This window comes from Asticcacaulis sp. P4_H10 (assembly GCF_056400965.1).
On sequence record NZ_JBFUKH010000001.1, the window covers coordinates 393,783 to 415,875 of the forward strand.

At 61.8% G+C, this 22,093-nt stretch carries 20 protein-coding genes; 14 read left to right on the forward strand and 6 right to left on the reverse strand.

Annotation, left to right across the window (positions count from 1 at the left end; all coding sequences use genetic code 11):
- The first annotated feature begins 35 nt into the window (after positions 1–35).
- On the forward strand, positions 36–833 hold the full coding sequence (locus AC1DON_RS01750) for a DUF4908 domain-containing protein (protein ID WP_476933006.1): 798 nt from the start codon (positions 36–38) through the stop codon (positions 831–833).
- Positions 834–889: 56 nt separating this feature from the next.
- Here AC1DON_RS01750 and gloB read toward each other — a convergent pair whose 3' ends face one another.
- Positions 890–1,666 carry a hydroxyacylglutathione hydrolase gene (gloB, locus tag AC1DON_RS01755; RefSeq protein ID WP_476933007.1) on the reverse strand — a complete coding sequence of 259 codons (777 nt, stop codon included), beginning with the start codon at positions 1,664–1,666 and terminating at the stop codon, positions 890–892.
- A gap of 65 nt (positions 1,667–1,731) precedes the next feature.
- On the opposite strand from gloB, the gene AC1DON_RS01760 reads away from it, so the two are divergent.
- The 3 genes from AC1DON_RS01760 to AC1DON_RS01770 all read left to right on the forward strand — a co-directional run bounded on the left by AC1DON_RS01760 (position 1,732) and on the right by AC1DON_RS01770 (position 4,217).
- Positions 1,732–2,481 carry a class I SAM-dependent methyltransferase gene (locus AC1DON_RS01760; RefSeq protein WP_476933008.1) on the forward strand — a complete coding sequence of 250 codons (750 nt, stop codon included), beginning with the start codon at positions 1,732–1,734 and terminating at the stop codon, positions 2,479–2,481.
- Positions 2,482–2,603: 122 nt separating this feature from the next.
- Positions 2,604–3,095, forward strand: coding sequence for a SixA phosphatase family protein (locus tag AC1DON_RS01765; protein WP_476933009.1), 492 nt, complete (start codon positions 2,604–2,606; stop codon positions 3,093–3,095).
- A gap of 54 nt (positions 3,096–3,149) precedes the next feature.
- A complete protein-coding gene (locus AC1DON_RS01770; protein WP_476933010.1) occupies positions 3,150–4,217 on the forward strand; it encodes a quinone-dependent dihydroorotate dehydrogenase in 1,068 nt (355 codons plus the stop codon).
- Positions 4,218–4,653: 436 nt separating this feature from the next.
- On the opposite strand, the gene flgH is transcribed toward AC1DON_RS01770, so the two are convergent.
- From flgH to flgF, 4 genes are read right to left on the reverse strand one after another with little or no spacing between them, the layout of a single operon-like run.
- Complete coding sequence (gene flgH, locus AC1DON_RS01775; protein ID WP_476933011.1) at positions 4,654–5,382, reverse strand: flagellar basal body L-ring protein FlgH; 729 nt, start codon at positions 5,380–5,382, stop codon at positions 4,654–4,656.
- A gap of 5 nt (positions 5,383–5,387) precedes the next feature.
- Positions 5,388–6,005, reverse strand: a complete 618-nt coding sequence (locus AC1DON_RS01780; RefSeq protein WP_476933012.1) for a flagella basal body P-ring formation protein FlgA — start codon at positions 6,003–6,005, stop codon at positions 5,388–5,390.
- A gap of 4 nt (positions 6,006–6,009) precedes the next feature.
- Entirely contained in the window at positions 6,010–6,801 is a 792-nt protein-coding gene (flgG, locus tag AC1DON_RS01785; protein WP_476933013.1) for a flagellar basal-body rod protein FlgG, read from the reverse strand.
- 11 nt (positions 6,802–6,812) lie between these two features.
- On the reverse strand, positions 6,813–7,559 hold the full coding sequence (gene flgF / locus AC1DON_RS01790) for a flagellar basal-body rod protein FlgF (protein ID WP_476933014.1): 747 nt from the start codon (positions 7,557–7,559) through the stop codon (positions 6,813–6,815).
- Positions 7,560–7,856: 297 nt separating this feature from the next.
- Here flgF and AC1DON_RS01795 point away from each other — a divergent pair, with 297 nt between their 5' ends.
- The 5 genes from AC1DON_RS01795 to AC1DON_RS01815 all read left to right on the forward strand — a co-directional run bounded on the left by AC1DON_RS01795 (position 7,857) and on the right by AC1DON_RS01815 (position 13,916).
- Positions 7,857–8,516 (forward strand): flagellar basal body-associated FliL family protein, encoded by a 660-nt coding sequence (locus AC1DON_RS01795; RefSeq protein ID WP_476933015.1) that lies wholly within the window; start codon positions 7,857–7,859, stop codon positions 8,514–8,516.
- A 148-nt stretch (positions 8,517–8,664) separates the two neighbouring features.
- The gene (fliM, locus tag AC1DON_RS01800) at positions 8,665–9,702 is read left to right on the forward strand and encodes a flagellar motor switch protein FliM (protein WP_476933471.1); all 1,038 of its coding nucleotides are present in this window, start codon (positions 8,665–8,667) and stop codon (positions 9,700–9,702) included.
- A gap of 21 nt (positions 9,703–9,723) precedes the next feature.
- Positions 9,724–10,533, forward strand: coding sequence for a DUF6468 domain-containing protein (locus AC1DON_RS01805; RefSeq protein WP_476933016.1), 810 nt, complete (start codon positions 9,724–9,726; stop codon positions 10,531–10,533).
- Between the two features lie 168 nt (positions 10,534–10,701).
- A complete protein-coding gene (locus AC1DON_RS01810; RefSeq protein ID WP_476933017.1) occupies positions 10,702–11,550 on the forward strand; it encodes a MotE family protein in 849 nt (282 codons plus the stop codon).
- A 107-nt stretch (positions 11,551–11,657) separates the two neighbouring features.
- Positions 11,658–13,916 carry a calcium-binding protein gene (locus AC1DON_RS01815; protein ID WP_476933018.1) on the forward strand — a complete coding sequence of 753 codons (2,259 nt, stop codon included), beginning with the start codon at positions 11,658–11,660 and terminating at the stop codon, positions 13,914–13,916.
- 123 nt (positions 13,917–14,039) lie between these two features.
- Here AC1DON_RS01815 and AC1DON_RS01820 read toward each other — a convergent pair whose 3' ends face one another.
- Entirely contained in the window at positions 14,040–14,567 is a 528-nt protein-coding gene (locus tag AC1DON_RS01820) for a hypothetical protein (protein WP_476933019.1), read from the reverse strand.
- A 154-nt stretch (positions 14,568–14,721) separates the two neighbouring features.
- On the opposite strand from AC1DON_RS01820, the gene AC1DON_RS01825 reads away from it, so the two are divergent.
- The 5 genes from AC1DON_RS01825 to AC1DON_RS01845 all read left to right on the forward strand — a co-directional run bounded on the left by AC1DON_RS01825 (position 14,722) and on the right by AC1DON_RS01845 (position 22,082).
- Positions 14,722–17,763: a tetratricopeptide repeat protein gene (locus tag AC1DON_RS01825; RefSeq protein ID WP_476933020.1), complete on the forward strand. Its 3,042-nt coding sequence runs from the start codon at positions 14,722–14,724 to the stop codon at positions 17,761–17,763.
- Between the two features lie 333 nt (positions 17,764–18,096).
- The gene (locus AC1DON_RS01830; protein WP_476933021.1) at positions 18,097–18,960 is read left to right on the forward strand and encodes an SPFH domain-containing protein; all 864 of its coding nucleotides are present in this window, start codon (positions 18,097–18,099) and stop codon (positions 18,958–18,960) included.
- Positions 18,961–19,037: 77 nt separating this feature from the next.
- Entirely contained in the window at positions 19,038–19,955 is a 918-nt protein-coding gene (locus AC1DON_RS01835; RefSeq protein WP_476933022.1) for a hypothetical protein, read from the forward strand.
- A gap of 229 nt (positions 19,956–20,184) precedes the next feature.
- Positions 20,185–20,613 (forward strand): DUF2141 domain-containing protein, encoded by a 429-nt coding sequence (locus tag AC1DON_RS01840; protein ID WP_476933023.1) that lies wholly within the window; start codon positions 20,185–20,187, stop codon positions 20,611–20,613.
- Positions 20,614–20,624: 11 nt separating this feature from the next.
- Entirely contained in the window at positions 20,625–22,082 is a 1,458-nt protein-coding gene (locus tag AC1DON_RS01845; protein WP_476933024.1) for a carotenoid oxygenase family protein, read from the forward strand.
- Positions 22,083–22,093: the final 11 nt, after the last annotated feature.

Genomic DNA, 22,093 nt, shown 5'->3' on the forward strand with positions numbered 1-22,093 from the left:
AATCTGCCCAAGTCGGCCCATAACTATCGGCCTTAATGAAAAGCAGAATTGCACATTCCCTGACGCGTGTTGTCGGCGCCGTTCTCATCGTCCTGTCCCTTGGCGCCGGCGTGGCCGAGGCGCAGGGCATGAAATCGCTCCGCGACAAGATGTTCGGCAACCCGTCGTCCGACGGCAGGGCAGGTAGTGCGTCGAAAGTTACCCATTACATTTCCGAAGAAGGCGAGAGCTTTGTCCTCGACGGCACCCGCCCGACGCCGCTGCTGCGTTTCGACGGCGATGCTGAAATCTGGGCGCTGACGCCAACGCCCGGTACCAAGGGCGAGATCATCTACAAGAACGATCTCGGCGAGCCGATGCTGAAGGCGACGCGCTGGGGCGGCATGGTGCTCTATTCCGACGACCGGCCGATGGGCGACCCCGCCGCCGCCTCGGGCAAGGCCGAAGCCTTCCGGCCGGCCATGATGACGCCGGTCCTGCTTTGGCAAAGCCTGGCCAAGGCCAGCCGCCGCGCCTCGCAGGCCGTGGAGCGCCTGATCCCCTTCGACGCCCAGGGCGCTACGCCGGAATCGGCCGCGCTTTATGCTGAAGCCTTTGATGTGACCTCAAGCGCCATCGTCCGCGTCGCACAGACCAGCCGCAGTGGCCGCAAGCTGGCCAATATCCGCGAGGTTCACTTTGTTGAGGGCCGCCCGCCGAGCGTTCGCGTCGAAAAGGGCATACTGGTTATGAAGCTGGATCCCAGCCGTGGCGTCTGGGGCGGACGGGTGTCGTCCAAGCGCGTCGCCAATGTGCTGACGGCGTCCTATTCGATCGCCGACGATAGGCGCTAGTCGCGATGCCCAAAAAGTGTGTGGCGGTTTTTGGCTAAGCATCGCGACAAAGCAAACTAACGGAATTCGTCTTTGAGACGCCGTAGCTCTCCGAACTTCGCCGCCTGGGCCTCAAACCCCTTTTCCCGTAACGGATAGCGCAGGAAAGGGTTGGTCGCCTTTTCTTCGGCCAGCGTCGTAGGCACGGTATATTCCCCGCGTTCTCTTTGCCCCCGGACCTTCTCGGCGCGTGCGGCAAGAACCGGATCGTTCCCCAGGCTTTCGGCGAACTTCAGATTGACCAGCGTATATTCGTGCGCACTCCACAGGACCGTGTGGTCCGGCAATTCACATATCCGCAGAAGGCTGGCCCAGTAATCCCGGGGCGTGCCTTCGAACATGCGGCCGCAGCCCAGCGGAAACAGGGCATCGCTGATAAAGGCATTGCCGCCAGCGTGATCGATATAGGCAATAATGCCGTTGGTATGACCCGACAGGTCTATGACGTCGAGCCGCGTCTCGCCCAGTTGATAGACGTCGCCGGGTTTCAAAACGTGGTCGAGCGGCCAGCGTTTGCGCACCTCTTCCGCCCCATGAATAGGGCAACCGAAGCGTGCCTGAACCTCGGCATTGCCGCCGCCGTGATCCGGATGCCAGTGGGTGTTGAGGATGACATCTATGTTGATGCCCATGGCTTCGGCGCGTGCGATAATCTTGCCGGCCTCCGGTGTATCTATACAGGCAACGCGACCGGAGGCTTCGTCCTGTATCAGAAAACCGTAATTGTCGGTCAGGCACGGAAAGATCGTAATTTTTAGCGCCATTTCCGATTCGTCCTGATAAACTGCCGACAACTGACTATATCCTACCCGACCTGTCCGGCATCGTCTCCGGATAATGTCGGCAAAAAGGACAACCGTTGCGCCGTACTGTCGAGGACCTGAACAGCTTCTACGCCACGCCCGAGGGGCAGATGGTGCGTGAACTGGTTGGACTGCGCCTGCGCGACCAGTGGGGCGATGTGCGCGGCCTCGACGTCCTCAGCATCGGCTACGGCACGCCCTACCTCGACCATTTCAATGAAGCACGCCGTGTGATCCAGGCCATGCCGGCTCAGCAGGGCGCGGAAATCTGGCCATCGGGCCTAAAGGTGCGCTCGGCCCTGGTCGACGAGGAAGCCCTGCCGTTTCCCAGCGCCCTGTTCGACCGCATCCTGATGGTCCATGCCCTCGAAGAATCGCAGTCGCCGCAGAACCTGCTGCTTGAGGCGTCGCGGCTCTTGTCGCCCAACGGCAAGCTGATTCTGGTCGTGGCGGCGCGCGGCGGCCTTTGGGCGCACGTCGAAAAGACTCCATTTGGCTATGGCTTGCCATATAGTCGAGGCCAGTTAGAGCACGCTGTGCGCCAGGCCGAACTTGAGCCGATGGCCTGGGCCAATGCTCTTTACGTCCCACCAGTGCGCTCGCTGCTGCGCTGGGCCAAGACCATTGAGAAGATCGTGCCGCACATATGGCCGCTGACCGGCGGGTTGATCCTGATGGAGGCGGGCAGGCGGCCCTTTGTGGCGACAACGGTCAAGGCACCGAAGCCGCTCTTGCCGGAACTGCGTGACGTGCTGGCGCCAGCAGGTGCCCCTGCGCCAGCCGGGCGGCAACTAGAGGAAGTATAAGCATTTCCCGGCAAAGTGCCAAAGCACGTTTCTGGCGGTTCGCCGTTAGGAAATGCGACCAGATACAAAGAGAGTCTTTTCTCTTTGACCCTCGCCGAGACTCTCAGCCATATGGCGGCATGATGAAACAGCTCATTTTAATGCGCCACGCCAAGGCGGAAAACAAAGCTCCGTCCGGGGAAGATTACGAACGTTCGCTGGAAGCGCGCGGCCGCGAGGAGGCCCTGACGGTCGCCCGCGCCTTTCAGAACGATGGCCTCAAACCTGATCTGGCTCTGGTATCGTCGGCCGCACGCACCACCCAGACCTTCCGTCAGGTCGAAAGCATTCTGGGCGACATAAAGGTCCAGTTTCTCGACGAGCTTTACAACGCCGAGGTCGGCGTCATTCGTCGCGTTATCGAAGCGCATGAGGATGAGGCTGAACGCCTGCTGGTCATCGGCCACAATCCCGGCATCCAGTATCTGTCCGTCGACTATATGATCGGCAGCGGTGCATCGATGAGTGCGATCGACAAGGTTAGGAACGGTTTCTCGACGGCGACGGCAGTGATCTTCGAAGTCGATGTTGCCGGGCGGCCTGTCTATGACGGCATCCACCAGCCGGGAAAATAATTTGGTAGAGAGTCGCGCGCAGAATGAGCGCACGGCGAGTGAAGGTAGAAGACTATGTATTATGGTTTGGCGACACGGGCGCTGCATGTGCTGTCCCCGGAAGATGCGCACACAGTCACGATTGAACTGTTGAAGCTGGGCCTCGGACCTGTTTCCAGCCTGGATACGCAGGAACTGGCTGTGTCCGTGCCGTTCGACGGTGGCGTCCTGAAATTCCGCAATTGCGTGGGTCTGGCAGCCGGCTTCGACAAGAATGCCGAAGTGCCGCTGGCCATGTTGCGCTCGGGTTTTGGCTTTGCCGAGTGCGGAACGGTCACGCCTCTGCCGCAGGACGGCAATCCCAAGCCACGCCTGTTCCGCTTGCGCGAAGACCAGGCGGTGATCAACCGCATGGGCTTCAACAACAAGGGGCTGGACGTTTTTGCCGACAACCTGTCGCACGCCCTGCCGCGCCGCCGCAATGGCGTCATAGGCCTGAATATCGGCGCCAACAAGGACGCCACCGATCGCATGGCCGACTACCTTACAGGCTTAAAGCAGCTATGGGGGCAGGGGGACTATTTCACCGTCAATATCTCCTCGCCCAATACGCCGGGCCTGCGGGCATTGCAGGGCAAGTCGTACCTCGACGATCTGCTGGGTCAGATCGCGGCGACGCGCGCGGCGCTGAAGGCGGCGACCAAAACCAATATGCCGATCTTCCTGAAGATCGCGCCGGACCTGACCGAGGCCGAGATCACCGATACGGTCGAGGAGACGCTGAAGCACGGCCTGGACGGGCTGATCGTTTCGAATACGACGCTGTCGCGTGATGGACTAACGTCTTCCTTCCGCGAGGAAGCCGGCGGCATGTCCGGGGCGCCCCTGTTCGACCTGTCGACCCAGGCCCTGCGTTTTGCGCGCGCGGCGAGCGGCGGCAAGCTGATCCTCATTGGGGCTGGAGGCATCGATTCAGGCGCCAAGGCCTATGCCAAGATCCGCGCCGGGGCTTCGCTGGTCCAGTTCTATTCGGCGATGGTCTACAAGGGCCCCGGCCTGGCCGATTCCGTGCGGCGCGATCTGGTGACGCGTCTGCGTGCAGACGGTTTCCGGTCGATTTCCGAGGCGGTCGGCGCGGACTGATCCAAAGGTTTTTACCACGAACGACACGAATAAAAGCGCCCTTTTTCAAGGGGCGCTTTTTTCACGAACAATGCGAGACTGCGGTATTAAAATACTCCATGGCATTCTTCGCGATGCGGTGTAATCACACCTCGCTTGCTCTTTCGTGTTCGTGACGTCGCAGGCCTGCCTGCGGCGTGTTCGTGTGGTTCGTAGTTAAATCTCTTTTTGCATGGAGTGTCCGGTTACCACCGCTTCAACGTCGCGATGAATCGTTCTATCAATATTTAAATTAAATCAGAGATTTATATGGTTAACTGAATCTTGCCAAAATCATCCTGAAAACGTTTGGCTTAAAGCAAAACGGCGCGCTCATCCTGCTGGTGAGGCGCGCCGTAAAATATTGAGACAACAGCGAATCTTGCGAGTCGCGATTCATCCCGCTTAAAGCTGCAAGTTAAAAGGGGCTGTAACGGTCCATGAGAGTCTGGGCGACAGGCGCCTTGACCATGTTCGACTGGTCGCCGCGGCCGCCGTAGGAGATGCGCGCTTCGGCCAGTTGCGTGTGCTTCAGAGTGTTCTGTGAACTGACGTCTTCAGGACGGGCAATACCGGAAACGGTCAGCACGCGGACTTCGCGATTGGTGCGGACTTCCTGTGTGCCTTGGACGACCAGGTTGCCGTTCGGCAGCACGCCCGTGACGACGGCGGCGATGGTCACGAAGATCTTTTCGGCGCGTTTGACCGAACCCGAACCGGCATTGGTCGACGAACCCGATGCGCTGAGGGCATTGGCCGGGTCGTATTGCGACGGGAAAATCTTGCCGAGTGAGGATTCAAAGCCGAACACGTTCGGCACGCCCGCCTGGTACGAATTGGTGCGCGAACCGTTGCTTGCATTGCTGGTCTGGGCGCTGTCATCGATTTCGACATTGATCGTCAGGATATCGCCGACGCCGCGGGCGCGCTGGTCGTTGAAGAAGGTGCGGGCGCCGACGCGCCACAGCGAATTGGCCGAGGCGGGTGTGGTGTTGGGCGCTGCGGCGACCATCTGCTGTTGCGGCACGATGGCAGCCGGATAGCCCATCGGCGTCAGCGACGGCCCGTTGACGGTTTCGCTGATCGAACCGCAGGCGGACAGCGATGCGGCGGCGAGGATGAGGGCTGAGAAGGCTTTGATACGCATGACGATTACCTGAGCGAGAGCAGTTGACGGGAGCGGAATTGATCGGCGGCCGGGCCGGCCAGCGCTTCGCCGGGGCCGGTAATGACGGCGTCGATCATCTTCTTCGAAGTCGGATTTTGCAGTTGAACCGCGTCGCCAATGGCAGCGTCCTTTGTTGCGATGCCGGTGACGGTCAGGGCCATGCCCTTGGCGGCCCAGGTCACCTTGACCGGCTCCGAGCGCTTGACGACAGCGACCTTGCGGACCTGGGCGACCGGTGCTGCGGCCAAGGGCGCAGGCGCGGCGGCAACAGGTGACACAGCGGCCGCCGGCGCCGCGTCGCCGAACGGATCTCCGCCATCGGCGCCTTCGGTGACGATGATGCGGCGCTGGCCGCGCGGATTGTCCCAGTACATGCCGTTGCGGCTGGCCAGCATCTGCACGGTGGCGGCGTCAAGCACGGCATTGCCGGCGTTGCGATAGCCGACGACTACACGCGCGCCGGCGCCGGCATTATCGAAGACGTCGCCGAGGGTGACGCGGCCGTCGCTGTCGGTCGGGGAAGCCTTGAGGACCAGTGTGCCTGCGCACGCGATCGACGGGGCGAAGAGCATCAGGGAGGCGAGGACGGAGGCGAGTTTCATCTACTTAGCCCCGGGCAAGCTGGCTGGTGGTCTGCAGCATGGTGTCGGCCGTGGTGATGACCTTCGAGTTCATCTCGTAGGCGCGCTGGGCGACAATCAGGGCGGTGATTTCCGAAACGGCGTCGACGTTCGAGGCTTCGATGTAGTTCTGCAGCAGGGTGCCCACGCCGGTCTCCCCCGGGTTGGCGATATTGGCCGGGCCTGACGAGCCGCTTTCCAGGAAATAGTTGTCGCCGATGGCGTCGAGGCCGGCTTCATTGATGAAGGTCGCCAACTGGAGCTGACCGACGACGGTGGGCGCGGCCGTACCGGCCTGCGTGACCTGGACCTGGCCAGATTTGGAAATCGAGATGCCCGTTGCATCAGCCGGGATGGTGATCGATGGTTGGACCTCGTAGCCATCGACGGTGACCAGGCGGCCCTGGTCGTCGCGGGCGAAATTGCCGGCGCGGGTATAGGCGGTTTCGCCAGACGGCATCAGGATTTGAAAGTAGCCCTTGCCTTCGACGGCGAGGTCGTAGGGGTTGCTGGTCAGGGTCGGCGTGCCCTGGCCCATGATACGGTAGACGCTGCCGGTCTTGACGCCGGCGCCGATCTGGATGCCGGTCGGCACGACCGTGCCCGAATCCGAAGACTGGGCGCCCATGCGTTCGATGTTTTCGTATAGCAGGTCCTGGAATTCGGCGCGCTGCTTCTTGAAGCCGATCGTATTCATGTTGGCGATGTTGTTCGAGATGACCTCGACGTTCATCTGCTGGGCGGCCATGCCGGTGGTGGCGGTGCGTAGAGCTCTCATGGATTACTTCCTCAAGCTACTTTTCCCAGACGCTCGACGGCGGTCCGGTTCAGTTCGTTTTGCTTCTCAATGATCGACGCGACGCTCGAATAGGCGCGGTTGATCTCGACGAGTTTGGTGATTTCGATCATCGGATTGACATTGGACGATTCCAGCATGCCCTGCTGGACGCGGGCGTCGGTCGCCGGAATCATACCGCCGGTGCGCAGCGTATAGGTGCCGTCGCCCTCTTTTTTCATGTTCGACAGGCTGTCCGGACGGACGACCTGCAGCTTGCCAACGCGCAAAGGCTGGCCCTGGACCATCTGGCTCAGGATGCCGTCGGCTGAGATGGTGACTTCGCCGTTCTTGGGGTCGATAGTGATCGGGCCGCCGTCGCCCTGAACCTGATAGCCCGACTGGGTTTGCAGCGTGCCATCGGGGCCCGGCAGGAAGGCGCCGTCACGGGTATAGGCAGTGCCGCGCGGCGTCTGGACAGTGAAGAAGGCGCCATCGCCGGCGATGGCAACGTCGAAGCTGCCGCCAGTCTGTGTCAGGGTGCCCTGGCGGAAGTCGCGGCCCAGGCCATTGTCATAGGCAAAATTGGCCGGGGTCTTGATCGGGTCGTTCTTGGCCGGTTCACCGTATTCGTTGGTGATCAGCAACTGTTCGAACTTGAAGCCGGTCGTGTTCATATTGGCCAGGTTGTTGGCCGACACGTCCAGCTCCCGTCGAAGGGTGATCTGGCGCGACAAGGCGATGTAGCTGGCATTGTCCATAGGGGCGGCCTGACGAAAGGGCGAATGGGTGGTCGTTAACCATACCGGTGCAATCGCCGTGCCAGTTGGCGTGAAATTCTTATCTAATTGAATAATCGATGTAAAAGTGGAAATCGCCTCAAACTTGAAACCGCCCGACGCGGCAAAAAATGCCGCCCTGACAAGCAATCGTTAACCATGTTTGCGGAATATGGCTCTTGAAGCGGCTGGCGCTCCATGCCCCCGTTAAGATTTGTTCAATATTTGCGCCTAGGCTCGATGGCCTCAGGTTGCGCAGCAGTCGTCAGGTGATAGGTTTTGGCCAAGACCAAGGACAAGAAGAAGGAGGCCGAAGCGCCTCCGGTGGATGGCGGCGGCGAGGGCGAAGGTGAAGCGCCCAAGAAGAAAGGCCTGCCCATCATGCTCATCGCCATTGCCGGCGGCGCAGTCCTGTTGCTGGGCGGTGGTGGGGCCGCGGCCTACTTCATGTTCCTGAAGCCAAAGCCGGCCGCCGAAGCCGGCGCGCATGGCGCAGAGGCGGGCAAGAAGGACGCCCACGGCAAGGACAAGAAAGACGCGCATGGCAAGGACAAGAAGGAAGGCGGCGGTCACGGTGGCGGCGGTGAAAAGGTCGATCCAAAGACCCAGCCGGTCATCGCCGAAGGTCCGGAGGGCGTCACCTACTTCACCCTGCCGGACGTCGTCGCCAATATCGAAAGCCCGGATGGGCGCGCTTCCTATCTCAAGATGAAGCTGACCTTCGAAGTGGGCGACGAGGAAACCGTCGAACTGCTCAAGGAAAGCATGCCGCGCATCAACGACATCCTGCAGGGCTTCATGGGTGAGCTGCGCCCCGAAGACCTGTCGTCGTCGGCCGGCGACTATCAACTGCGCCTGGAAATCCTGCGCCGCATCAACCTGATCCTCGCCCCGCACAAGATCAATGCGGTCCTGATCGAAGAAAAGCTGATCACTTAATGTTTGCAGGACGCGTTTTGTCATGACCGGAGAAGTCGATCAGGAAGCCATGATGGCTCAGTGGGAAGCGGAACTTGCCGCTGAAGCTGAGGCCGCGACGGGTGGGGGAGGACAGGACGGCGGTGATCTGGCGGCCGAATGGGAAGCCATGGTCGGCGGCGGGACCATGGGCGAGCGCTTCAACATGCCCCACGGGGCGGAGCGTATCCTCAACCAGGATGAAATCGACAGCCTGCTCGGCTTCGACCTGTCGGAAGACGACTACAATGAGCGCTCGGGCATCCGGGCGATCATCAACTCGGCCATGGTGTCCTATGAACGCCTGCCGATGCTGGAAATCGTCTTCGACCGCCTTGTGCGCCTGATGACGACCAGTTTGCGTAACTTCACGTCCGACAACGTCGAAGTCTCGCTCGACAACATCTCGTCGATCCGCTTCGGCGATTATCTGAACTCGATCCCGCTGCCGGCCATCCTGGCCGTGTTCCGTGCCGAAGAGCTGGATAACTATGGCCTGCTGACGGTCGATTCCAACCTGATCTATTCGATCGTCGACGTGCTGCTGGGCGGCCGTCGCGGCACGGCGGCGCTGCGCATCGAAGGCCGCCCCTACACGACGATCGAACGCGTGCTGGTGCAACGGATGGTCGAGGTCGTGCTCAATGACGCCAAGGCGGCGTTCGAGCCGCTGACCCCGGTCAATTTCAACCTCGACCGCCTGGAAACCAATCCGCGCTTTGCAGCCATCGCGCGTCCCGCCAACGCCGCGATCCTGGTCAAGCTGCGCATCGACATGGAAGACCGCGGCGGTCGCGTCGAACTGCTTCTGCCCTATGCGACGCTGGAACCGATCCGCAAGATGCTGCTGCAGCAGTTCATGGGTGAGAAGTTCGGCCGCGACAATATCTGGGAAAGCCACCTTGCGACCGAGCTGTGGACAACGCAGATGGAAGTCCGCGCCGTTCTCGACGAACAGCAGATGCCTTTGTCTCAGGTCTTGAATTTCAAGGTCGGAGAGACGATCCTGTTGAATGCAAACGCTGATTCTCCCGTGCAGTTGCGCTGCGGCGCGATTCCGCTGACAACGGGCCGCATGGGACGTAAGGGCCATTCGATCGCCGTGCGCGTCGAACAGCCTCTGGCGTCAACAACCAAACGCCGTCTGGCCCAGATGCGCAAGAAGTAGCGCCGGAAATCAAAGGGGAAGATGAACTTCACAGGCCTGATCATGGACGGTGTCCTCGTCGCGCTGCTGCTGGCAGCGCTGGCGTTTGGCATGCGCCTGAACACGCGCCTGAAAACCCTGCGTGCCGGCCAGGAGGAGTTCGCCCGCGCCGTCGCTGAACTCGATAGCGCCGCCATCCGCGCCTATCAGTCGTTGAAGGAACTGCGCTCAGAGGCCGACGACAGCCAGGAACTGCTGCACGGTCGTATCGTGGCGGCGCGCGACCTCATGCAAAAACTGGAAACCCAGGTCGGCCGCGCCGAACGGGCCGCGCGTGAGATCGACAGCGGCATGGACGCGCTGTCGGCCCTGCAAGGCCGCGCCGAACAGACGGCCAAGCGGCTGGAAAGCGCACCGAGGCCCACACCTGTGGTGCCGCCCCGTCCGGCACCGCCTGTCGAAGCGGCCAGAGACATTGCCAGAGATCCGGCGCGTGAACCCATCCGTCGCCAGCCGAAACTGGAAGAAGACGCCGACTATAATCCCGCCTGGTCGGCCGCGCCCAAGACGCCGACCGTGGCGCGCGGTGCCGCAACGCCGGAAAAACGCGATCCGTTCGAACGCGATGTCATCAGCTTCCGGTCACCGGCGGCATCGGCCTCCTCAGATAGGGGCGGACAACGCAAGAGCCTTCTTCCGGACCTGCCCGACGAGGACGAAGCCGAGATGCTCGACAAGGTCCAGATGTCCGAACTGGTCGTCGCCAATCTGAACGAAATGATCCGGACCCTGACCCTGCCGCCCCGGCGGGTTTTGTCGGTTGAAGATGATCTGTTCGGCGAAGAGAATTAAAGCGATATGCCAAAAAGTGCCGAGAAGCGTTTTTTGGGGTTTTGGGCTTGGATATCGCTGCAAAACAAAAACTAGATAACAGACATTAATCTCTGTTAACGCGATATTTAGCAAAAAGCCGCAAACAAGGGACACGCGTCACCTCTTACGCCCGGACCCGAGTTGAGTATGGCCAACCTTCCTCGCATTCTCCCGATTGTCTTCGTCGCCGTGGGCGGCGTGCTGGCCATGAAGGCCATCACCAGCCTGGAGCTGGTGCCCAGTGCGTTCCAGGCCGCCGAAGCGTTCGCGGCCGAGCAGAAGACGCCCGCCGAAAAGGCGAAGCCCAAGGCTGCGCCAGCCGCCAAGTCTAAGGGCGAAGCGGAAAACGCCGACGATCCGACCGAAAGCTACGCCATGGACTCGGTCCTGAAGGCCGCCGATGCCGGGACCAAGGCCAAGGATGCGGCGGTAGCTGCGCCCGCTGCACCGATCTGCGCCACGTCCGTCAAGGACCTTGCGGCGCAGGCCGGCATTTCGCCGAACGAACTCAACATTCTGCAAAGCCTCGGCACGCGCCGCGCCGAACTCGACCAGCGCGAGGCGCAGATCAATTCGCGCGGTCAACTGATCGACGCCGCCGACGCCAAACTCGACGCCCGTATTACCCAGCTGCAAAACCTCAAGGGCCAGATCCAGGGCCTGATCGACCAGGCCAACAAGACGTCGAGCGCAGACACGGTTCGCATGGTCAAGGTTTACGAGTCGATGAAGCCTAAGGACGCGGCCGCCGTTCTGACGGCCATGAGTGATCCGGTCCGCCTGCCGATCGCCGCCGGCATGAAGGACCGGTCGCTGGCAGCCATACTCGGCGCCATGTCGCCGGATGCCGCGCGCGACTTGACCGAAAAGCTGTCGCAGCGCATGAAGGCGGCGGACTCGCTCCAGGAGAAGCTGAACAAGGCGACCGCGAGCGGCGGCGTCACCAAGGGCGCAGAGGCTACGCCGCCAGCTGCGACACCCGTCAAAAAAGGGTAACGCAAAACCTCTATCTTGCCGGACTTGTGAATTGAGCGTGTAGACCTTTTAGGGCCATGTGACTCTTGATTGTCTATGGGGGGATCTCAACCGGCACGGAGGTCGCCATGGCATATCAGTTTACGGCGCGTGAAGAGTTTCTCGTCAATACGCAGACCGAAGGCTTTCAGAGCTACGGCGATGTCACAGCACTGAACAACGGCGGCTTTATTGGGGTCTGGGTGGACTGGAGTGACACCCCGGCTGGCACATATGCCAACGTCCGGGCGCAGATTTTCGACGCTTCGGGCGCGAAGACAGGCGGTGAATTCCTTGTCAACACCGGGACGCAGAACAGTCAGACCGAACCGCGGGTAACCGTTCTCAGCAACGGTAATTTCGTTGTCAGCTGGCAGGATGCCCTCGACCCATACGGACAAGACCTCGATGTCAAGGCACAGATATTTACGCGATCCGGCGCCAAGGTCGGGGGCGAGTTTCTGGTCAATTCCATAACCTATGAAGCACAGGCAGATCCAAGTATCACGGCATTGGCCAATGGCGGCTTCGTCGTCACCTGGCAGGATCTGAGCGAGACGCAGTTCGAGGAATACAACTGGATCATCAAGGCGCAGATATTCTCGGCCGACGGCGTCAAGGTCGGCGATGAGTTCAAGGTCAATACCTGGAACACATCCTTTGAGATCAATCCGGACGTCACTGCCCTTGAAGACGGTGGATTTGTCATAACGTGGAGCGACGACAGCGGTCCCGCAGAGGAGTACGGCGATATCCAGGCGCGGATATTTTCCGCAACCGGCGCGCCGGCCGGCAATCAATTCCGGCTCAACACTTCGGTATATGAAACACAAGCCACGCCCAGCATTGCCGGGCTGGCCGGCGGTGGCTTTGTCGCGATCTGGCAGGACTGGGGCGTGGAGACGGGCGGGGTTTATGGCCCCGGCATCGTAGCGGAAATGTTCGCTGCGGACGGGACCAGGGTCGGCGTACCGATCCTCGTAAGCGCCGATTTTCCCGGATATCAGGCGTTGTCCGACGTCGCCGCCTTGGAAAACGGCGGATTTGTCGTCACCTGGGAGGATTCCAGCGGCCAGGTCGGTGACACCGACGGATCCGCCATCCTTGCCAAGGTGTTCGACGTGGACGGCAACCCGGTCGGTGAGGAGTTCCTGGTCAACCAAACTGCCGGGGGCGGGCAGTTCGCCCCGGCCGTCACCGCTCTCAAGGGCGGAGGATTCGTCATCGAATGGACTGACTACAGCGGTAGTCTGGGCGACAGCAGCAATTCCTCGATCAAGGCGCGGATATTCGCACCGGACCCGACCGAAGACGCCGACTTTCTGACCGGCACGCCGGGCGCCGACTCGATCGAAGCCCTCGGCGGCGACGATACGGTCGATGGCGCCAATGGCCACGATATCCTTCGGGGCGGCGACGGAGCGGACAGTCTCTTTGGCGGCCTGCTCAATGACCTGCTGGTCGGTGATGACGGCAACGATTCGCTCTATGGCGGCGCGGATATCGACACGCTGCGCGGTGAAGACGGCGACGATCTCCTGTCAGGCGGTGCCGGGGGCGATTCCCTGAACGGCGGAACGGGCAACGATACGCTTCTTGGTGGAGAACGCTGGGACTCGCTGGTTGGCGGGCAGGGCAATGACTGGCTGGACGGCGGTCTCGACAACGACCAGATGTTCGGCTTGGCTGGTGACGACACCTATGTCGTCGATCATGTCGGCGACCGGGTCTACGAAGTGCCGGACGAAGGCAATGACACTGTGCGCTCTTCGATTGATTTTGCCCTCACGCCGAATGTCGAAACCCTGGTCCTGACGGGCACAGCAGACCTCAGTGGCACGGGCAATGGCCTGAATAACAACCTGAATGGCAACAGCGGCAACAATGTCCTGTCCGGCGGGCTTGGCAATGACAGCCTCTATGGCTGGGACAGCAATGACAGTCTGTCGGGCGGCAACGACCACGACCGCCTGTCCGGCGGCAATGGTAACGATACGCTGACAGGTGGCCACGGCCAGGACGTGCTGGGCGGCGGCGCGGGTGCGGATGCCTTCGTCTTCTCATCGGTCGCGGTCAATGGCCACGACCACGTCGTCGATTTCGTCCATGGCACGGACCGCCTGCTGTTTACTGGCGCAGATTACGGCTTCGCCGCCGGGCATGTCCTGACGGCGGCGGAGTTCATCGCAGGCAGCATGGCGGTCGGCGCATCGGCGCAGTTCGTCTGGGACGCCGCCGGACAGCGCCTTTACTGGGACGCTGACGGCGATGGCGCCGGTGCGGCTTTTGAACTGGCCCTCATCAGCAATGGCGCGGTCGTGACGAAAGATGATCTGGTCTTCACATAGTCGGTGGCGGGCCTGCCGGCTCTTCGAGCCGGATGTTACGCGATTGCGGCGTCAACAATTGGCAGCCCTATGCCGGCCGGGCTGGGCATCGTCGTCCCAGCCGGTCGGCTCAAGCCGCAAGTTCTAAGCCTGGCGGGCGGCCGTGTGGAACAGCCAGGCCGACAGCAGCCAGACGGCGATGAAACAGGCATCCAATGGCACGGTGAAATAGCCGGACAGGACAGCGGTTGCTGAAACCAGGCCTTGCGCGACCGCCATGACGACCAGGGTGATGGCCATGCCGTTTGGCCTCAACCGCGCCAGGAGCGCACCGGCGCCGCCGATCGCCAGCACGCCGGCGTACATCATGTTAGCGGGGTTGTCCTCGGATCCAATGATACCCACCGCCAGGTTCATCCAGACGAGTACGAAGCCCGCGGCCAGAGCCAGGCCGAAACCCAGCCGGTAGAAGAGGTTGCGCGACATCCGCGTCGCGACTTCCAGCAGGCCGCAGACCGTCAGCAGCATCACGCCGAACAGCATAAAGTCGAACAGGTCCCAGACGACTTCCTTCGTAAATTGCATGGCAATCAGTGGCGTCAGCCACAGTGCTGCTGCCGCTGCCCAGACCGCGATTTTCCAGCGGTCGCGTCCGTTTTTTACATTTTCCATTGTCATGGCCTCCAGCATGAATGAGGCCTTATCCCTAGCGCGGCGGCAAATGAGCGCCATGAGCGCCGTGTGAGCAATCGATGAAACCGTCACATACGGTTTTTATGCAATCCATTAACCTCCATTAAACGCCAATTAGGCATGTTCGGCGGTGATGAGTCGTGCCCGCAAACCCTCTTCGGACGGCAAGGTCCCCAAAACCGGTGAAGACTCCGGCGGGCTCGATGCTGCGCGTCACAAGTTCAAAAGCCCCCAACCGGCGCAGCATAAGTCGCTGGGACGGGCGCTTGGCGCGACGGCGGCGCTAGTCGCGGCCGCCAGTTTCAGTGTCGCCGGTTTGGCGATCGGTGATCCGCTCAATCTCAATATTGCGCCGCGCACCGAAGTCGATATCCGCACCGGCCGCAACGCCCAGTCGGGCCGCATCGAAATCTACGGCAGTGTCGGCTCAAAAGCGTCCGTCCGCCGCCAGGACGGCCAGATCGTCATCCGCCTGCCGGGCAACCTCAAGCCAGATCTCGGCGACATCCGCGCCAATCCGCCGATCGGCATTGCCGGTGTGGACGTCAAGAGCGATGCCCGCGCCACCGAGCTGTGGCTGAAGGTCGTCGATGGCTATGAGACGCGCTTTGGCCGGGCCGATGGCGCCGTCTTCGTGCAGATCGATCCGGACAAGGCAAAGCAGGACCTGCGCCAGCAGGCCAAGTCGGGCTCGGTCAGCGTCAGCTTGCAGGATATCCTGGCCGCCGACGCCAAAAAAGACGAAAAGCCCGCCGCCGAAGCCGCCAAGCCCGCCCCCCAGGTGCTGGTCGAGGTCGCCAATAACGAAGGCGGCCGTGACATCGCCTTCGGCTTCCCTGGCCCGGTTGCCGCAGCCGTCTTCCGGCGTGGCGAGTCGGTATGGATCGTTTTCGACGGCGAGGCCGATCTGCGCCTGCCGTCGGAGCTGAAGGACGGCGCCATCGTCCAGGACGTGCAGTGGACGCGCAATGACGGCTTTACGGCCATGCGGCTCAAGGCGCCTTCGACCGGAAGTCTGTCGGTCAACAGCGACGGCATGACCTGGCGCGTGCGGCTGGGCGGCAAGGCGCTGGAGAACCATGCGGCGCAAGGATCGATCATCCGCGATGATTCAACCGGTGTTTCCGGCCTGAATGTCAATATGGCCGGCGTGACACGCGTTGCCTGGATCCGCGACCCAAGTGTCGGCGACCGCATGGCCATCGTCACTGCTCGCGGTCCGGTCAAGAACATGGCGGTTGCGCGCCAGACCCTTCAGGCGACCCTGTCATCGACCGCCCAGGGCGTGATGGTCGAGCGCATGACACCCGACATCAAGGTGACGGTCGACGGCGACCTGGTTGAAATCTCGCGGCCCGACGGTCTGACCCTGTCGCCGCTCGACCCCAATGCCAAGCCCGACGATTCAAGGCTGGAATACAAGAACGCCCTGTTCGCCAGCCTGATGAACCCCGACTGGTCGGCAAAGCCCGAGGAAGGTTTCTTGCCGCGTTACAGCGCTCTTCAGGTTCTGGCTGCCGACGAGGCGCAACTGGGGGCGGCGGGTCCGAACACGGCGCGCCTGGCCCTGGCGCGTTTCCTGGTGGGGCAAGGACTGAACTACGAAGCCCAGGGTGTGCTCAACATGCTGACGCGGCAGAACCCGCGTTCGCTGGATGACCCGCAGGTCCGAGGCTTGCGCGTCGCCACCAAGATGCTGACCGGGCGCTATGACGACGCCAAGGCCGATCTCGGCTCGCCGCAACTGTCGGCCGATCCTGCGGCACGCCTGTGGGAAGCCTACGGTGAATACAAGGCCGGTAACTTCGCCGATGCCGTCAAGGATTTTCAGGCGGGCCTGAAGGCGATGGACCAGTTTCCGGTCGAATGGCGCATGAAATTCGGCGCCGCCTATGCTGACGCATCGATGCGCCAGAAGGACCTGAAGACCGCCGACAAGATGATCGTCTATGCCGTCAACCAGGCCGGCACGCCATTGCAGAAGCTGGACGCCTATGCGGTCTACGCCCGGATCATCGAGGCCTCGGGCGACAAGCGCCGCGCGCTCAATGTCTTCGATGCCGTGTCGCGTGCCTCGGACGACGCCATCGCTGCGCCGGCCATGATGAACGCCGCCCGGCTGAAGTACGAACTGGGCAAGGCCAGGGCGGATGAGACGCTCAAGGCGCTCGACTCGTTGCGCTTCCGCTGGCGCGGCGACGGCACCGAGCTTCAGGTCATCGGCAGTATGGGCCAGATCTATCTCAGCCAGGGACGCTACCGCGATGCGCTTCAGGTCCTGCGCACTGCCGGCAAGCAGTTCGGTAGCGACCCGCAGGCGGTGCAGATCCAGGACACGCTCAACCAGTCCTTCCGTAATCTCTTCCTGGGCGGCATGGCCGATGGCCTGCAGCCGGTCGAAGCCCTGGGCCTGTTCAACGACTTCCGCGAACTGACGCCCGTCGGCACCGACGGCGACCAGATGGTGCGCAAGATCGTGCGCCGGCTGGTCGATGTCGACCTGCTGACCCAGGCAGCCGACCTGCTGCAATACCAGATCGACAACCGCCTGGATGGCGTGGCGAAGTCGGCCGTTGCCGCCGACCTTGCCGCCATCCACCTGATGAACCGCACACCTGAGAAGGCGCTCCAGGCGCTGTGGAAGACGCGCACGACGCTGCTGCCCAAGACGATTGCGACCGAGCGCCGGGTGCTTGAGGCGCGCGCCTTGCTGCAACTGGGCAAACCCGGCGAGGCCCTGGAGGTGCTCGGCAAGGACGCATCACCTGATGCCGACGACGTGCGCGCCGATATTTACTGGGCGCAGCAGGACTGGACAAAGGCCGCCGCCATCCTTGAGCGTCGCCTGGGCGACCGGTTCAAGAAGGATGCGGCCCTGAGCCTGAGCGATGAAGGCAGGGTGATCCGTGCGGGTGTCGCCTACAGCCTGCTCAAGGACGAGAAGGGCCTGACCCGGATGTCGGACCGCTGGTTGAAGTTTGCCAGCACGGCCTCGTCGCCTGACGCGCTGCGCGTGGCGCTGGCGCCGCTCGATGGTGGCGACCTGACCGGTCGCGACTTTGCCGCCGCCGCTGCCGCAACCGACAGTTTCGCCGGATGGGTCTCGGGCATGAAAAAGCGTTTCCGTGAGAAGGGCGCGCCTGCGCCCGCCGCACCGGCTGCAACCAAGGCGTAATCACATCTTTGTTATCATTGTCCGGTTTCGCTTTAGGCGGGGCGCGGGTCGATGTATTATATCTTTGTTCCCAAGAGATACGACGGGAACTTTGAACAGAAAGACACTGATCGTTTAGTTGAATTGAGCATAGCCGCAAGAGAATGCGCGGCGTCCCAGTCGAAATCTCGGCTACAGCCCATATTTGCTTTACACGCGATCAAGCCTCCGGAAATCTGACCTTAAGACCCTCTCGTTAAGAGAGCGCGCATCTTCCTGCGTTATCTTCCACCCCAAACGCAAAGAGGAGCGGACCGCCAAACGGTCCGCGTGAGGGCATCTATGAATACCAATATGAAAATCCCGTTTCGCTTTCCGGCCAAGCTCGGCAGCATCGCCGTGACCGCCGGCATCCTGCTCGTCGCCGGCGTCGGCCTGATGTCGTGCGGCCAGACCATCCAGCCCGGCAATGTCGGCGTCAAGATACGCACGCTTGGCCCCAGCGCCGGCGTCGACCAGACGTCGCTGCCGTCCGGCTGGCACATCAATATGATCGGCGAACGTATTGTTGAATTTCCGGCCATCCAGCGCACGTACACTTACACAGCCGAAACGGATGAACGCGGCCGCGAGAATGAGGAAATCAAGTTCTCGGACAACAACGCCTTGCCGATGACGGCCGACGTGCAGTTGGTCATGCGCATCGATCCGTCGAAGGCGCCGGTGCTCTACAAGCGCTATCGCCTGACCTTCGACCAGATGTTCGAAGGTCCGATCCGCAATGATGTGCGCTCGGCGATTGCGGCGGAGACTGAACTGGTCAGTGTCGAATACCTCTACCGCGGTGGTCGCCAAACCGTGATCCAGAAAGCTCTGGCGCGCGTCAACCGCAAGTGGGAGCCGCAAGGCGTCAACATCAGCCAGCTCGACTGGATCGGCACCATCCGCTATCCGCAGGTTATCCTCGACTCGATCCAGGCCAAGACCAAGGCGGATGCTGATGCTTCCGCGGCTCAGGCCCAGGTCGCCGTCGCCAAGGCCCAGGCTGATGCCAAGATCGAAGAGGCACGAGGCCAGGCTGAGGCCAACCGGCTGCTGGCCCAGTCGATCGCGTCCAGCCCACAGGTCGTGCAGTTACGCGCCATCGAAAAGTGGGACGGCAAGCTGCCAACCACGACCGGCGGCGCGGTGCCGTTCATCGACGTCGGCAGCCGCTAACACTACGCGAAGAGGAGGGGCCTTGCGCCCCTCCTCTTTTGCGATAGTCTCCCTCAAAACGAACAAGGAGGGGATTTATGAAGCTGTCGATCGATTTTGCCTTTGCGGGCTTCGATATCATCAAGAAAAATCCGGTGGCGGTGCTGCTGTGGGGCGTCGCCGCCATGGTGTTCGGCCTGTTGGGTTCCGTGCTGATGGTCGCCATGGCCGGCCCGGCCATCATGGCGCTTCAGGCCCATGGACAGACGCCGGCAGCGGATCCGTCGCAAGTCTTTGGGCAGCTAGGGGCAATGGCGCCCGGCTGGCTCCTGGCGATGGTCATCGGGCTGTTGTCCGCCGCCATTATCCAGTGCGCCGTTTTCCGCAGCCAGTTGCGTCCCAGCGAGGGCGGCTTTGGTTTCATGAAGCTGGGGGGCGATGAAGTCCGGCAGGTCGTCGTGACGATTCTGTATTTCCTGGCCTTGATGGTGTTCTATTTGCTGTTTGCCATTGTGATCGGCATACTTGCCGTCATGACCCGTCTTCTCGGCCAGGCGAGTGGCATTGCCACGGTCATCGTTGTGATCGGCGCCATTGTGGCCTTCGCCTACATAGTAAGCCGCTGGTCGCTTGTCCTGGTGCAGAGTTATGATGAGAAGAAGATCAATGTTTTCGGCAGCTTGAAACTGACCAAGGGGGCCGGCTGGACGCTGTTTTTTGGCTATTTCCTGCTTGGTCTTGTCCTGATCATCGCAATGATCCTCATCTATGCCATTCTGTTCGGCATAACCATGGGCGCCAGCCTGGGCAATGGTGGAGACCTGGTCTCGGCTTTCCAGAAGATGACCCAGCCGGACATGAGTTCGGTCGCGTCGCTCTTCACCGCGTCATTTATCATCCAGACCCTGGTGAGCGGGCTGGTGTCCGGCATGGTCTATGCCTTGATGTACGGCGCTTCGGTCTCCGCCTACCAGACGCTGACAGCGAAAAATGCCAGCAAGGCGGACCTGTTCTAAGAGCGATATGGCGAAAAGTGTGAGCGCATGCTGGGCGCTCAAAAGAGCCGTGGCGGGGCAAACTGCCACGGCTTTTTTGTGCCTGCCATTCACGAAGCGTCAGTTGCACAGCCTGCCATTGGCGCAGAAACGCTGTGCATTCACGTAATCCGCCTGACGGTGCGGACAGCCTCTGACATCTCTCTCTCATCGCCGCGGCACACGCCGCTCGCCATCGGAGACTTTCAAGATGTTCAGATCCATCGCCATTGCCATAGCACTGACCTGCGCCGCCACTGCTGCCCATGCCGCCACCGCTGCAGAGGCTGCCAGGCTGACCGTCGCCTGTGACAACCTCCAGCCCAAGGGCGCGATTCTGGCCGCCCTCTACAGCAATGCCGACGACTATGCCGCCAATAAGAATGCCCGGTTCGCGCGCGCTGAGGTCACTGGCGCCCAGGCGACCCTGACCTTCGCCGACCTGCCCGAAGGCGAATACGCTATCAAGATGTTCCATGACTTGAACAACGACGGGCAGATGAACACCAACCCGTTCGGTATGCCGACCGAGCCGTTTGCCTTCTCCAACAATGCCGTCGGCAATATGGGACCGGCCAAGTGGGACGCAGCGCATTTTGCCGTGACCGCGCCGGTCACCACCCAAAACATCAAGTTCTGAGGCGCACGACCATGACCGACATGTCCCGCCGTAATGTCCTGAGCGCTGCCGCCGGCTTTGGCGCCTTGGCCTGCGCGCCGAAATCCTGGGCCGCCGCTGCCGCCGACTGGCGGCCCGCCTTTAGCAATGCCCCAGCCGAAGGTTACGCCGACAGCGCCATGACGCGCCTGCATGGCAGCATGCCGAAGGGGCTGACAGGCCAGCTTTATCGCAATGGTCCGTCGTGGTTCCGTTATGGCGACGACGTCACTGGCCACTGGTTCGACGGCGACGGCATGGTCCAGCGCTATGCCCTGACAGAGAACGGCGTCCGCCATAGCGGCCGCTTTGTCGATACGCTCAAGCGCCGGGTCGAGCAAAAGGCGCAGCGCATAATCATGCCGGGCTTCGGTACCAAAGGGGCGCCGGATGCACCGGTCACGGGGGCAGACGACGTCAATCCGGCCAACACTTCGGTCATGCGCGTCGGCGACGAACTATGGGCGCTGTGGGAAGCGGGCTCGCCCTATCGGCTGGACCCGGTCACGCTGGAAACGCGCGGACCGAAGACCTTCCGCGACGACCTGAAGGGTATGGCGTTTCTGGCACACCCCAAGGTCGAACCGTCGGGCAGGATCTGGAGCGCTGCATTTATGGGCGCCAAGGCCTGGGTCTGGCAACTGGACGCGCGCGGTGGCATGGAGCGCGGCGAACTTATCGACCTGCCACAGGCTGGCTATGCCCACGACTGGGCGGTGACCGAACGCCACCTGATCTTTCCAATGCAGCCGTGGGTACAAAACGGCAGGGGCGGGGCCTTTGCCGACAACATGACCTGGAAGCCCGAACAAGGGTTGCAGATACTGGTGGTCGACAAGGCGGATTTCAGCAGGCGCCGCATCTATGAACTGCCGGCGGCCTTCTATTTCCACACCGGCGACGCCTGGGAGGACGTCAATGGTACCATTCATTTCGATGTCTGCCTGAGCGACTCTCCGGTATTTGCCATCACCGGGGCGCGTGACATCGTCCATGGTCAGTATGGCAAAGATCCGTCGAGCGAACTGGTCCTCGTCAGCCTGCGCGTCGACGGCAAGGCCGACCTACACAGGACCGGCGCTTCGGCCGAGTTTCCGCAGACCGATCGCCGCCGCCAGGGCCTGCGCCGCGACAAGGTGGTCCACGTCCATGGGGAAGTCCCCGGCCGGCCGGGCGCGCGTGCCGTCGCGGTCACCGACTGGAAAACCGGCAAGCGGCAGGTGCACGATTTCGGCGTGGACGTCGTCGTCGAAGAGGCTCTGTTTGTCGCAAGGCCTGGCGGAACAGAAGAACTGGACGGCTGGCTGGTCGGCACGGCGCTCGATCTGAGGGCGGGCAGGACACAGTTGCATGTCTTCGACGCGCGCCATGTCGAGGATGGTCCGGTCGCCAGCTGGCAGGGGCAGCACGCCACGCCGCTCGGGTTCCACGGAACCTTTGTGCAGGGGTAGGGCGGGACGGC

Coding starts and splice junctions, on each gene's coding strand:
- AC1DON_RS01750 (WP_476933006.1), top strand. CDS start 36: ATGAAAAGCAGAATTGCACATTCCCTGACGCGTGTTGTCGGCGCCGTT.
- AC1DON_RS01765 (WP_476933009.1), top strand. CDS start 2,604: ATGAAACAGCTCATTTTAATGCGCCACGCCAAGGCGGAAAACAAAGCT.
- AC1DON_RS01770 (WP_476933010.1), top strand. CDS start 3,150: ATGTATTATGGTTTGGCGACACGGGCGCTGCATGTGCTGTCCCCGGAA.
- flgH (WP_476933011.1), bottom strand. CDS start 5,382: ATGCGTATCAAAGCCTTCTCAGCCCTCATCCTCGCCGCCGCATCGCTG.
- AC1DON_RS01780 (WP_476933012.1), bottom strand. CDS start 6,005: ATGAAACTCGCCTCCGTCCTCGCCTCCCTGATGCTCTTCGCCCCGTCG.
- flgG (WP_476933013.1), bottom strand. CDS start 6,801: ATGAGAGCTCTACGCACCGCCACCACCGGCATGGCCGCCCAGCAGATG.
- flgF (WP_476933014.1), bottom strand. CDS start 7,559: ATGGACAATGCCAGCTACATCGCCTTGTCGCGCCAGATCACCCTTCGA.
- fliM (WP_476933471.1), top strand. CDS start 8,665: ATGGTCGGCGGCGGGACCATGGGCGAGCGCTTCAACATGCCCCACGGG.
- AC1DON_RS01805 (WP_476933016.1), top strand. CDS start 9,724: ATGAACTTCACAGGCCTGATCATGGACGGTGTCCTCGTCGCGCTGCTG.
- AC1DON_RS01810 (WP_476933017.1), top strand. CDS start 10,702: ATGGCCAACCTTCCTCGCATTCTCCCGATTGTCTTCGTCGCCGTGGGC.
- AC1DON_RS01815 (WP_476933018.1), top strand. CDS start 11,658: ATGGCATATCAGTTTACGGCGCGTGAAGAGTTTCTCGTCAATACGCAG.
- AC1DON_RS01820 (WP_476933019.1), bottom strand. CDS start 14,567: ATGGAAAATGTAAAAAACGGACGCGACCGCTGGAAAATCGCGGTCTGG.
- AC1DON_RS01825 (WP_476933020.1), top strand. CDS start 14,722: ATGAGTCGTGCCCGCAAACCCTCTTCGGACGGCAAGGTCCCCAAAACC.
- AC1DON_RS01830 (WP_476933021.1), top strand. CDS start 18,097: ATGAAAATCCCGTTTCGCTTTCCGGCCAAGCTCGGCAGCATCGCCGTG.
- AC1DON_RS01835 (WP_476933022.1), top strand. CDS start 19,038: ATGAAGCTGTCGATCGATTTTGCCTTTGCGGGCTTCGATATCATCAAG.
- AC1DON_RS01840 (WP_476933023.1), top strand. CDS start 20,185: ATGTTCAGATCCATCGCCATTGCCATAGCACTGACCTGCGCCGCCACT.
- AC1DON_RS01845 (WP_476933024.1), top strand. CDS start 20,625: ATGACCGACATGTCCCGCCGTAATGTCCTGAGCGCTGCCGCCGGCTTT.